This window comes from Vibrio sp. OPT24, from assembly GCF_015163545.1.
GTDB classification, from domain to species: Bacteria; Pseudomonadota; Gammaproteobacteria; order Enterobacterales; family Vibrionaceae; genus Vibrio; species Vibrio cyclitrophicus.
The window spans coordinates 911,703-924,837 of sequence record NZ_JADDYI010000053.1; the positions used below are offsets into that span (position 1 = coordinate 911,703).

General features: G+C 42.9%; 10 protein-coding genes. 6 read left to right on the forward strand and 4 right to left on the reverse strand.

Annotated elements, in window-relative coordinates:
* Positions 1-44: 44 nt before the first annotated feature.
* Positions 45-1,253 (reverse strand): maltoporin LamB, encoded by a 1,209-nt coding sequence (lamB, locus tag IQO02_RS17690; RefSeq protein ID WP_010431678.1) that lies wholly within the window; start codon positions 1,251-1,253, stop codon positions 45-47.
* Between the two features lie 434 nt (positions 1,254-1,687).
* Between lamB and glgX the strand changes: the two genes are divergently transcribed.
* The 3 genes from glgX to IQO02_RS17705 all read left to right on the forward strand — a co-directional run bounded on the left by glgX (position 1,688) and on the right by IQO02_RS17705 (position 6,520).
* Positions 1,688-3,682 carry a glycogen debranching protein GlgX gene (glgX, locus tag IQO02_RS17695; RefSeq protein ID WP_016789939.1) on the forward strand — a complete coding sequence of 665 codons (1,995 nt, stop codon included), beginning with the start codon at positions 1,688-1,690 and terminating at the stop codon, positions 3,680-3,682.
* Between the two features lie 230 nt (positions 3,683-3,912).
* The gene (locus IQO02_RS17700; protein WP_010431693.1) at positions 3,913-5,655 is read left to right on the forward strand and encodes a diguanylate cyclase domain-containing protein; all 1,743 of its coding nucleotides are present in this window, start codon (positions 3,913-3,915) and stop codon (positions 5,653-5,655) included.
* 142 nt (positions 5,656-5,797) lie between these two features.
* Complete coding sequence (locus IQO02_RS17705) at positions 5,798-6,520, forward strand: tRNA (adenine(22)-N(1))-methyltransferase (RefSeq protein ID WP_010431701.1); 723 nt, start codon at positions 5,798-5,800, stop codon at positions 6,518-6,520.
* Positions 6,521-6,630: 110 nt separating this feature from the next.
* Here the strand turns inward: IQO02_RS17705 and IQO02_RS17710 are convergent, their stop codons facing one another.
* The gene (locus IQO02_RS17710; protein ID WP_010431709.1) at positions 6,631-7,575 is read right to left on the reverse strand and encodes an acyltransferase; all 945 of its coding nucleotides are present in this window, start codon (positions 7,573-7,575) and stop codon (positions 6,631-6,633) included.
* Positions 7,576-7,907: 332 nt separating this feature from the next.
* On the opposite strand from IQO02_RS17710, the gene IQO02_RS17715 reads away from it, so the two are divergent.
* The 3 genes from IQO02_RS17715 to IQO02_RS17725 all read left to right on the forward strand — a co-directional run bounded on the left by IQO02_RS17715 (position 7,908) and on the right by IQO02_RS17725 (position 10,346).
* Positions 7,908-8,717, forward strand: a complete 810-nt coding sequence (locus IQO02_RS17715; protein WP_010431711.1) for a ferredoxin--NADP reductase — start codon at positions 7,908-7,910, stop codon at positions 8,715-8,717.
* Between the two features lie 79 nt (positions 8,718-8,796).
* Complete coding sequence (locus IQO02_RS17720) at positions 8,797-9,129, forward strand: DUF1971 domain-containing protein (RefSeq protein ID WP_010431713.1); 333 nt, start codon at positions 8,797-8,799, stop codon at positions 9,127-9,129.
* Between the two features lie 221 nt (positions 9,130-9,350).
* On the forward strand, positions 9,351-10,346 hold the full coding sequence (locus IQO02_RS17725) for a 2-hydroxyacid dehydrogenase (RefSeq protein WP_010431715.1): 996 nt from the start codon (positions 9,351-9,353) through the stop codon (positions 10,344-10,346).
* Positions 10,347-10,478: 132 nt separating this feature from the next.
* On the opposite strand, the gene IQO02_RS17730 is transcribed toward IQO02_RS17725, so the two are convergent.
* Positions 10,479-11,351: a patatin-like phospholipase family protein gene (locus IQO02_RS17730; RefSeq protein ID WP_010431719.1), complete on the reverse strand. Its 873-nt coding sequence runs from the start codon at positions 11,349-11,351 to the stop codon at positions 10,479-10,481.
* A gap of 182 nt (positions 11,352-11,533) precedes the next feature.
* A complete protein-coding gene (locus tag IQO02_RS17735; RefSeq protein ID WP_010431722.1) occupies positions 11,534-12,985 on the reverse strand; it encodes a catalase in 1,452 nt (483 codons plus the stop codon).
* Positions 12,986-13,135 lie beyond the last annotated feature (150 nt).

Here is a 13,135-nt window from a genome sequence, read left to right on the forward strand (position 1 = left end):
GCCGGCTATGAATTAGGACAGTTTAGGATTTTAAGCTAAGTGGCTTACCACCAAGCTTCAACTTGGATACCAACAACGAAATCGTTGTCTGCGCCTTGGCCGGTAACAACACCGTTTTCATCTTTAACTTCACCGAATGAATCGTTTTCTAGATCCATCAGGTAGCTACCGTATACGCGAATTTCAGGACGAGCCCAGAAGCTGTCGCCCATTGCCCATGCTTGAGCAACAGTAAATTTAGCGCCGCCAAAGTCAACGTTGTCTACTTCACCAGCGTTATAGCCAGCTTCGAAGATAGTGCGCATTGTGTCGTTCCACTTATACATTGGACGAGCCACGATAGAGTATTGGCTTGAATCATGCTTATCAGTACCTAGGTCTGAACCTGCTAGGTATGCAAGTTGGTGACCCATTTCCCAAGATTCGCCTAGGTTCATTACACCCCAGTTAAGAATACGGTAACCAAAACCATCGTCTTGAGCACCAGAGCGATCATAGTACGCACCTGAACCCCAGAAATTAGCCATTTGAACGCCGTAACCAGCAGTACCTAGCTGAACAACTGTTTGGTTGAAACCATTGCTCATGTTTTGGTGGATAATACCTGTAGCAAGTAGACCATCATCACCATCGTATTTGCCATTCTTGTTTTCAGTACCGAAGTTGTAAACAACTCCAAGCTCTAAACTAGCATCTTCCCATAGCCCGATATTTGCTAGGCGAGCATCAGCCATGTAACCAGCACCATTATCATCTTCGCCATCTTGAATAATCGCTAAAGAAAGTTTTTGGTTACCAACTGAAATATTTTCAATACCGCCACCAGTACCTGATGTATTTAGGAAGTAGAAGTCAGTAATATGAATATCTTTACGTTGGTAGTATGTTTTACCAGCCCAAAGAGTCGCTTCTTCATCGAAAGATAGAACGCCTTTTGCTTTAACAGCGAACTGAGCGACGTTAAAGTCACCGTCTTCCCAGCCATTTGCGCCATCAGCACCAGAAGCGATCATTGATTCTAAACGCCAGGTTTGCTCACCAGTTTTTAGTTCTTCAGCTAAGCCAAACTCAGAATAGTTGTCGTTTTCATTACCTAGACGGCCAATACCATTCTTCATGAATGAAACGTCACCACCATCATTTCCGCTAATACCAGTACCAGCACGCATGTAGCCATTAAAATCTACAGCGAACGCAGAGCCAGCAGCTAACGTAGTTGCCACTGCAGCAGCAATCAAACTTACTTTTTTCATTCTTAACTCCATTAAGGACGATTTATTTTAGGTTTTTATATTTTTGCTCTCTTGCGGCAACCAAAGGCAGTAATGGTAGTCGTAAGATAGAGAGGTTTAGGGTTTCCCCTGATTCGTTTCAACGGGGTCAATATTAAGAGGGGATGACAAGTTTGACTTCCTCCGCCCCTAAGTTAATTAAGGGGGACTAGAGGGGAGTAGAAAATATACAGAATGGTGTTTTAAAGAGGTAGATCACTTAATATAGGAGGAGTAGACAGCACACAGATCTAATTATTCAACATAAGTGAGATCTAGCTCAAATATATAATTTGAACTTCATCGATGAATTATTTTTTTTACCGTAATTAATCTGTGAAGTTGCTTGACCTTATTGTGACAAAGCTTTTTACTTATAGTTCACTGATGTCGATAAACGAACAAGAAATCAAGCAATGACTAGAACGCTCGCTCGCCCTTATCCGCTAGGCGCAACGCTAGGTAACACTGGCTGTAACTTTTCTATTTTTTCTCCTGACTGTAAATCTCTATCTCTCGCGCTCTTTGATGAGAACGATGAATTCACCACTTACACGTTGGAAGATGAATACGCCGATATCAGATATGTGTTTATCGAAGGCATTAAAGCTGGACAAAAATACGGCTTCATTGCTGAAACTGACGATGGCCCAATCTTACTTTCAGACCCATACGCCAAATCAATCAGCGAACCGCTCGATTACGTCACTCCATATACCAATGAAAAAAGCTTTTCGATGGCGAAATGTGTTGTTGTCGATGATGCCTTTGATTGGCAAGACGTCGAAAAGCCACGTATTAGCCGCGAAGAAACTGTTCTTTTTGAAACTCATGTAAAAGGTCTATCTAAACTTCATCCAGCGGTGGAGACTAACGCGAAAGGTCGTTATTTAGGGTTGATTAGCCCTGAAATGCTTGCGTTCTACAAACAGCAAAATATCAACTCTCTACAGCTTTTGCCCATTGCCGCATGCATGCATGAACCACACCTATTAGACATGGGTAAAGTGAACTATTGGGGTTACAACCCATACTTGTTTATGGTGCCTGACCCTCGCTACGCAGAGAAAGATGCCGTAAACGAGTTAAAGACTGCGATTCGCGAACTGCACCGCAATGGCATCGAAGTCATTCTAGACGTGGTGTACAACCACACAGCAGAAGGTGGGGAAGGCGGAACCACCTTCAACCTAAAAGCACTCGATAGCCGCTACTACATTAAACATGGCTGCCATTATGCGAATTTCACGGGTTGTGGAAACACAGTAGATCTCACCCACCAGCCCGCACTCAACTTAGTGATGGATACGCTTCGTTACTGGGTGAGTGAATTCAAAGTCGACGGCTTCCGTTTTGATTTGGCCGCGACGCTGGGACGTGAAGGCGATAATTACAACCCTGAAGCTGCTTTTTTCAAAGCCGTTGCTCAAGATCCTGTGCTCAAAGAGACCAAGTTGATTGCAGAACCGTGGGATATTGGCCCTAACGGTTATCAAGTAGGTAACTTTCCACTAGGCTGGAATGAATGTAACGACAAACTGCGTGATATAACACGTAGCTTCTGGCGCGGTGATCAAGGCTATCTAAAAGAGTTTGCGACGCGCTTAATGGGATCTCGCGATATCTACAGCGCAGCACACTGGCCATATAGACTAACCGTAAACTACATCACGTATCACGACGGCTTCACAATGCAAGATCTTGTCTCTTACAAACACAAGCACAATGAAGATAACGGCGAGAACAACCGAGATGGACACGGTGATAACCGCTCTGATAACTACGGTGTTGAAGGGGAAACCGAAAACCTATTGGTTGTTGCCACACGCGAAAAACAGAAACGTAACTTCATGGCGAGTCTGTTGTTTGCCTTTGGCATTCCACATATTCTGACAGCTGATGTGTTATCTCACACTCAAAAAGGCAACAACAACGCTTACTGTCAAGATAGTGTAACTAGCTGGATTAACTGGGAAGATTCTGAGCGAAAAACTTATTTCAAGACTTGGTTAGCTGAAATGATCTCTGCACGTCAACAATATATGGTGCCTTTTATTAAGGCGTTCAGTGGAGAAAAACGCAACTCGAACCGCATCTTCTGGAGCCGTGTCGATGGCACACTCATGGAGCATGATGATTGGAACCGTTTAAGCTCTGTTGCGCTGCACTTAGGTATTGGCAAAGACGGTGACGAATTGATTTATTTGATAAACCAAACCAACGCACCCGCTCGATTCTCGTTACCGACTGATCGCGACCAAAACTGGGTCACCATTTGTGATACCAACTTACGGAATGTAAAACCAGGTCATGCAGAAGGTGAAATGCTGCTATCGCCGACTTCGATGGCAATTTTGCACTACTCGCCAGATAACACTGATTTGATTGAAGTAAAAGCTAAGCTAGCTTAATAAAACGCCAAAAACCATAAAAGCCAGTTATATTTATAGCTGGTTTTTTTATTAGCTGAATATCACATAAATCATTCTTTTATATGGAATCATTTGCATTGATGTGATGGATGAAACTGTTTAGTATTGCCGTACTATAAAAATGAATCTATAACGTCTTGGATATCATGGCTTTACCTAAAACACTTATTCGGCTTTTCAAACCATACATACTCTTACTAACCGGAGGAATGCTTTATTTAGCTATCGCTCAACTAGAGAAAGTAGAAACTACAGCAACTAACCAATCATCATCAAATATTCGTATCGCTAGTTCCACTATTCGCTCAAATATCGAAGCCGTTTTCGGCAAGCTTTACTTTCTTGAGACCAGTTTAGGCTTACCTAAGGCATCCAGCTTTGATGACAAAAAATTTCGCGAAATCAGTGATAATATCCTAAAAAGAACACCCAATTTCTCAGATATCGTTCGATACAAACCGCAATCTCAAAATTATATTTCCACTCGAGGTCTTCCACTTTCGAGCGAACAAATCGCCGTAATACAATGGCATTCAATAGACAACGTCGTTGAGGATTTCTACATTTCTTCCGTTTATCAAAAGCCTGATGGGCGTTGGGTATTTGCGGTAAAACACACGGTAGAAAGATTGAACGAGGAAATATGGATTGAATTTGACTTGTTGCACACCACGCAGGGTTTAAGAAGCCTTAAAACACTCAGCAATGGCTATGTTTTCGTTGTCGATCGAACAACTGAAAGACTGGTATTCCACCCAGATCCGAAACGTATTGGTTCTAAATCAATCAGCTATCATGCCGGTATCAGCAAGCAACTCTCACAAGGTGAAACTGGCGGGTTACACGAATACTACTACCAAGATAATTTTAAGATATCGGTTTTCGACGCTGACAACAGCTTAAATTGGGTTTTCATCGCGGGTACTGATCGCCACGACATATTAACCAGTTCACACCAATTTACGTTAACGGGCGTGGTGCTAGGCTCACTGCTTCTACTGTGGATTGGGGCAAACTATCTGGCTTACCGCTTAAATGTGTTGTTATCACGACTTAATAAAGTCGATGACCTCGCCAGCTTTAAGCGAGAGTTAAAATCGATACTGGATAGCTTTACGTACCATAAAGGCGTTCAGTTTTGCCTTTATCAGCCGGAAAATCATTCGTTTAGTACCATTGATTATCATGGGAACAAATCAACAGTACACTATGGTCAATCCCTTGCAGAGCGCTTTCCAGAAGACACCATGGTTTACCGAAACGGAAAGTACGCAGATCCATTGGCATGTAAACTCAAGATCCATCAACGTCATTACTGTATTCCTTTACACTCTCGCAAACAGTTGATTGCGATTCTCTATGTGAATGCGAGTTTGCCGATCAGCCAAAGTATTCTGCGTATGATCAGAGATTACACTGAAGTCTCTTTATCTAACTTGTTACTCAACCACCAATTGAGCCGCAAGGATCTGATGACGCAGCTAGATAACAAAAGTAGTTTCAATGTCGCATTAAAAAACTACGCAAGTGAGCCAGAGACCTATGTTGCTTTACTTGATATCGATAATTTTGACCACGTAAACCGCGCCTACGGTGAAGCGATTGGCGACAATATGATAAAGCTCACTGCAGAAACTCTACGTTCCTACTTCCCTAAACCAAGGAGCTTGTGCCTTGCTCGAGTTGGTGGGAAAGAGTTCGCCATCTTATTCAAAGCAAATGATGCTAAAGATGCCAAATTCCAATTGGATCAATGTCGAATTAGGATCTCAGAGAAAACTATCGCTACACCAGACATCACGCTTTCGTTAGGTGTTAGTGTAGGGTTTTCACGAATAGAAGGCGAAAGAGATTCAGCGTTAGCTTTAGCGGAACAGGCGAAACTTATCGCCCAACAACTCGGAAAGAACAGAGTAGAAGGCCATATAAGAGCAGTCGCAAAAGAATCTTAAAGAGCCTTGAAGTCACTCATTGTTTCAAGCATCGACTTCTTAAGCACCTAGGATTTATTTTCTAGGTGCTTTTGTTTTTATAGAAAGTCATTACAATGCGCCTTCGCCACGACAATACCCTATTCCTAACGACACGAACCTTATGAAGCTAAGTAACCGACTGCAAACACTCCATTCTCTTGTCAGCGATGATTACCAACACATTTGGGATTGTTGCTGTGATCATGGATTCTTGGGTGTTCAATTGTTGTCAGACAACAAAGCGCCTCTGATTCACTTTGTCGATATTGTTCCCTCTCTTATGCACGATCTTGAAGGCAAATTAACGCGTTACTTTCCTCAAGATAACAACGTTGAACAACACAAGCGGAGTCAGTGGAAAGTCTATTGTTTAGATGTCGCAGCCATTCCTCTGAATAAGCACACTGGCAAACACCTCGTTATTATTGCTGGTGTGGGTGGCGATCTGACTCAGAAGCTCGTCGACGACATTCATCACCAGCATCCAGACAAAGATATCGATTTTTTGCTTTGCCCAGTGCATCAGCAATTCGAACTAAGAAGCCATTTAAAAGCGCTCAAGTTCGGCCTTGTTGACGAAGTGTTGATTGAAGAGAACCGCCGTTACTACGAGATTTTATTGGTCAGTAACAACCAAGGCGAAAGCGAAAACATTCGACCACTTAGTGAGATATCAAACGTTGGTGACAAGATCTGGGCGCCAAGTTGTGAGCATCAGTTACAGATATCTCAGCAATACAAAGCCAAAACATTACAGCATTATTTACGCATTCATCAAGGCCAAGATCAGCAAGGTAAGCCTAGCGAAGTGAAGCACATCATTGATGCTTACCAAGCGATTTGACTGTAGTAAGTACTAACTCTATCGCTTACCTCTGATACAACCAATTCAATAAAAAAGCCGATAGTTCAATGAACTATCGGCTTTTTTGATGCTATTGGTTTAGTTTAAGCTTACTGCTCTTGTTTCTTATGAACCGCATCGGGCTCATCAAACGTTTCAACCTCACAGGGCGTATCAACCCCATAAACCGTATCAAGATAGTCGTCCTTCTCTTTCCACGTGTTATTCAACCAACTGTGGAAACGGCGTTTAAAGGCTTTATCTTCAAAGTAGTTACCGTTTACGTTCTCATCCATTGGGTGTAATTTAATACGCACGACCACCTTTTTCATCTTACCTTTCAGCATGTCTTCAAATGGAGAAGTCTGATTCTCTGGATAAGCCAAAGTAACATCGACAATACCATCTAAGATCGGACCCATTGCAGACAAAGCAAACGCCACACCACCAGTTTTCGGCTTTAGTAGGTGTCGATAAGGTGTCTTCACTGTCGATAATTTCTCATGGTTGGCACGGGTTCCTTCAACAAAATTCACCAATGTCGTCGGCGCCAACTTGAACTTAGTACACGCCTTGTTAATTGCGTCAAAATCATCATTGCGACGTTCAGGGTTACGAATCAGAAACTCACGTGAATGGCGTCTCATAAAAGGCATATCTAGACCCCAACATGCCAGTCCGACAAAAGGAACGTATAACAATTCATGCTTGAGGAAGAACTTAGTCATCGGCATCTTATCTTTCAAGATAGAAGACAAAATCACAATATCCGCCCAGCTCAGGTGATTAGACATCATCAAGTACCACTGCTTGGTTGAAATGTCCTCCCCCCCTTCGACTTGCCATTCGATATCATTATTAACATTCAACATCCAAAGATTGAGCGAAGCCCAACACCAAAATGTGAAGTTAGCGAGACGAGTACATGACTTCTGCACAACAGGGATTGGAAGAATTAGTTTAATGAGGCCAAAGAAGCTTACGGTAAACGCAGTCATTGCAGTATTGATGGTCACGAACAACACGTTCAAGGCCATACGAAGATTATCAAGCATAAAACACGGCTATATTGAGATCGAAAGCCGCCATTATACGCATCTACAAATTATTCTCTTTAGTTATTGGTGGAATATCCTAAGGGTCGAACCACTCAACAGATCTCGGACATGGCTCACTTAACTCTCAGAACGCTAATAGAAACAAAAAAACACAATAGAGTCTTTTGGACACCAAAATAATCTAGTCTTTCTGACTCAATCAAACCTATATCCCACTAAAGAATTAGTACTGATAAGCATTCTCATTATTGGCATGGTACATGCAACTCCAAAAAGTAAGATAGTTGAGTATCCTTAATGAGATAGCTTCTCTACGTAAAGGTGATGATATGACAGATATTCCTCATGGTTTGGTAACCGGAAAAGTCCTACACAAGATAGAGTGGACCGATCAATTGTTCTCACTCCAAGTCAGTGCACCAGTTTCATCCTACCAAGCTGGTCAATTCACAAAGTTGGGGTTACGCAACAGTGAAGGTGAATTTGTTCGACGCGCTTATTCAATGGTGAATGCGCCAGAACATGCAAAAGGTCATCAACACCTGGAGTTTTTGATTGTTAAGGATCAAAACGGCCAGCTCTCTCCTCAACTCCATCAACTGAAGGTGGGTGATGATGTCTTTGTCGGCAAAGACCCTAGTGGATTTATGACATTGGATGAGATCCCAGAGATCGCAGACGATCTATGGATGCTATCGACAGGAACCGCGGTTGGTCCGTTTATCTCGATGCTCGAAAGCATGCAGATACAACAGCAGAAAGACGCAGGGTTAGGGCCAGAAAAGGGTAAATCGTTCAAAAACCTTGTGCTGATTCACGCAGTACGAACAGAGCAAGACCTGACTTATCGAGATCGTATCACTCAGCTTGTTCAACATTTTCAGGGGAAACTACAGTATGTGCCAATTATTTCTAGAGAATCAGTCACCGGAACATTGCGCGGACGAATCCCAAGCTTGTTACGTGGAGGCGACCTTGAGCGAGCCTCGTCTATCACTATCAACCAAAGACATAGTTTCTTCTATCTTTGCGGTAATCCCCAAATGGTTCGAGACACGAGCGAAGCACTGATCTCATTGGGATTACAAAAACACTTACGTAAAAAACCAGGTCAATTTAGTAGCGAAAACTACTGGTAATAAAGTTAACAAATATTGAGGGGCGATCGTGCACTTGATACGTCCATTACATAAAGTATGAAAGTCTGAGAGGTTTTATATGAGTCATTTACGCATTCCTTCACATTGGAAGATTCAACGTTCAACACCATTCTTCACTAAAGACAACGTGCCTGCCGCGTTAATCAGCCACCACAACACCGCAGAGGGTGTATTCGGTCAATTATGTGTTATGGAAGGTACGGTTACCTACCACGGTTTTGCAAACGCAGATGCGACAGAACCAGAAGTCACCGTGATCATCAATGCCGGACAATTTGCGACAAGCCCTCCGCAATATTGGCACCGTATTGAACTTAGTGACGATGCTCAGTTTAATATCAACTTCTGGTCAGAAAAAGAGACCAAGAAAATGTTTAATACCCGAAAATAAGATCAATTCAATCTGAATGAACTTATGAGCTAGCTACTTCGTAATATGGTTTTCAATGTTAAAAAAGCGAAGGTGAAATCTAATTAACCATAATAATTACAATGGCTAATGGTGATAGACAAGACAAAAAAACTCTAGCACACTGAATAAAGTTATTAATTTGAACCCGGTTTTAGATAATAAAATTTTGGGTCTTCACATTTTAGGTAAGAGAGGAAGCTATGCTCAACATTGCTTTTTTTAGCTCAAAGTCATACGACGAAAAATCATTCGAACTTGCGAAAGGTAAACTCGATGCTGAGTTTCATTTTCACGATTTTCGACTCACTACAACAACCGCAAAAATGGCGCACGACAACGAAGTTGTTTGTGCTTTTGTAAACGATGACCTGTCACGAGACGTGCTTAAAATTCTAGCGCAAGGTGGCACCAAACTGATTGCGATGCGTTGTGCAGGTTTTGATAAAGTCGATCTAGACGCAGCCAAAGAATTTGGTCTACAAGTGGTTCGCGTTCCTGCTTATTCACCAGAATCAGTAGCAGAACATACGGTCGGCATGATGATGTGTTTAAACCGCAAGCTGCACAAAGCGTATCAGCGTACTCGTGATGCAAACTTCTCTCTTGAGGGCTTGGTAGGCTTCAACTTCCACGGTAAAACTGTAGGTGTGATAGGCTCTGGAAAAATTGGCCTAGCGACCATGCGTATTCTGAAAGGTTTAGGCATGAACATCCTATGCTACGACCCATATCCGAATCCGTTGGCTGTCGAACTTGGGGCTAAATATGTTGAACTAGACGAGCTTTACCAAGAGTCTGATGTTATTTCTCTGCACTGCCCAATGAGCAAAGAAAACTACCATTTATTGGATGCGACTGCATTTGATAAAATGAAAGATGGCGTGATGATAGTCAACACAAGTCGTGGTGAATTGTTAGATTCAACAGCTGCAATCGAAGCGCTTAAACAGAGCAAGATTGGCGCGCTTGGCCTCGATGTTTACGACAACGAAAAAGAGTTGTTCTTCCAAGACAAATCGAACGATGTCATTGTGGATGATGTATTCCGCCGCCTGTCCGCTTGCCACAACGTACTGTTCACAGGTCACCAAGCTTTCTTGACTAAAGATGCGTTGTTCAACATTGCCAACACAACGCTCACCAGTGTTGATGCCTTCTTTACTGGTAACACCAGCGGTAATGAATTGGTCGAGTAATAGACTGGTTTAGTAACAGGCTGCTTTAATAAAATATTGTTTTAAAAATAGATTGTTTTCTAAAATATAAAGCCACGCTAGGTCTTAATGAATAGCGTGGCTTTTTAGCTTAGTCCATTATCGAAAACAGAACTAGACACAAAAGTGACAATCTTCAATATCCAAACCATACACGCCTTTTCGGATCGCGATATGCTCTTCCCCAGCTTGGATGCCCATCTCGTAACCTGCATCAAGTGTCACTTGATCCATGGTCAAACGCTTCACCGCGAAGGCTTCTGGCGGCGCAATCACTTTAATGGTCGCATCTTTGGGAGGGTTACGAATGAACTCCAAAGACTGGTTGTAGTTTTCGGCGCGCACAGCCATCGACTCAGCAATATTTGGGAATTTCTTTAACAGCTTTTTCAGCATCCACTGATACCTCTGCGGTTTCATTCGGTAGCTAAGAGGATGAGAAAGAATCACCGTAATGTCTCGTGCGCCGCGACGGTATGCTTCGCGAACCGGAATCGAATCCGCTACACCACCATCGGTATAACAACCACCCGAGAAACACGGTGTTTCGCGGTAAGCTATAGGTAAAGCTGTTGTTGCTTCAACCACATTAGAAAGGTTTTCTGGCTTGATATGATAGTAGTCTGCACTACCCGTATCGACATTTGTGACAGCTGCTATGAGTGGGAGGCTTGAAAACAGCTCACCACAATCGAGTGGATAACGTTGATTGGATTCGTTCCATAACCACTTCACGTCTACTAAGTTGCCACCTTTGGCAAAGCGCGCGGGGTTAAAAAACGTCTTATCGGTTGCCATCGTTGTAATAACATCATAACTACGCTTCGGTGCTTGAGATAAGTAACCCACCAAATTAGACACACCCGCAGATACGCCAATGGCAAAATCATAAGGACGGAAGTCGTCTTGCATAAAAGCATCCAACACTCCGGCAGCGAAAATACCTCTCATTGCTCCACCTTCAACGATTAATGCGCTTTTACTCATCTCAAACCCAACTACTTTATAAATTGATAGGGACAGAATAATCCGCTCAGGCTTAGAAATATAATGGGATAAATTGATAACTTCGATAGGCAAAAGCTATCAATTAAAATAGAAAAAAGCTGCTAGGTGTTCACCCAACAGCTTTTAAAGTTTAAGCATCTAAATCGAATTAGATTAAACCGTTACGAATTAAACTCGCTTACGTCGATTTCAAGCAGTTTACCAATACCTTCACCATATGCAGGGTCAGCTTTGTAACAGTGTCTTAAGTGACGTAGTTGAATCTCTTTTGGTACACCGCCTAAGTTACGAGCGGTATTATCAAACAGTATCGCTTGCTTCTCTGGTGTCATCAGACGGAATAGGTCACCGGGTTGCGAGAAGTAATCTTCATCTTCACGGTGATCCCAATGCGCTGCTGCGCCATCAAGATTCAATGCTGGTTCTGCAAAATCGGGTTGCTCTGCCCATTGGCCTTCATTGTTTGGTTCATAACCTAATGTGCTACCAAAGTTACCATCAACACGCATCGCACCATCACGGTGATAACTGTGTACAGGACAGCGAGGTGCGTTTACTGGGATATGCTGATGATTAACACCTAGACGGTACCGCTGTGCATCACCGTAAGCAAATAGGCGACCTTGAAGCATCTTATCTGGTGAGAAACTGATACCCGGAACTACGTTTGCTGGGTTGAACGCCGACTGCTCAACTTCTGCGAAGAAGTTTTGTGGATTACGGTTTAGCTCAAATTCGCCCACTTCAATTAATGGGTAATCAGCGTGAGGCCAAATCTTAGTTAAGTCGAATGGGTTGTAAGGAACCGTTGCCGCATCAGCTTCTGGCATAATTTGAACTTTCAACGTCCATTTCGGGAAATCTTGATTATCGATGCTGTCTAGCAAATCGCGTTGGTGGCTTTCACGATCATCACCGATCACTTGTGCCGCTTCTGCGTCAGACAAGTTCTTAATACCTTGCTGAGATTTGAAGTGGAATTTAACCCAGAAACGTTCGTTGTCAGCATTGATGAAGCTGAACGTGTGACTGCCGAAACCATGCATGTGGCGGTAAGTCGCAGGGATACCGCGATCACTCATCACGATAGTAATTTGGTGAAGTGCTTCAGGTAAAGAAGTCCAGAAATCCCAGTTGTTCTTCGCGCTGCGCATGTTAGTGCGAGGGTCACGTTTAACGGCGTGGTTTAAGTCTGGGAACTTAAGAGGATCACGAAGGAAGAATACTGGCGTGTTGTTACCCACCATATCCCAGTTACCTTCTTCAGTATAAAACTTCAACGCGAAACCGCGAATATCACGCTCCGCGTCCGCTGCGCCACGTTCGCCCGCTACCGTTGTAAATCGTGCAAACAGATCCGTCTTTTTACCAATTTCAGAGAATAGTTTAGCTTTGGTGTATTGAGTAATATCGTGAGTCACAGTGAAAGTGCCGTAAGCCCCTGAACCTTTCGCGTGCATACGACGCTCTGGAATCACCTCACGATCAAAATGCGCCATTTTTTCTAAAAACCAAACATCTTGAAGAAGTTGAGGACCGCGTTTACCCGCAGTTTGAACATTCTGGTTATGAGCAACAGGGCAACCCGCAGCTGTAGTTAATTTTTTACTCATCATCTATTCCTTATTACCTTTTAGATGCACCATCTTTGTTGCATCTTTACTTCTGAATGGTGGCTATTCATCACACAAAACCACGCAGTAATTAAGGATATAGGATACGCCTGGGCTAAAGTAAAATATAATCGTTTGTATTTATAGTTA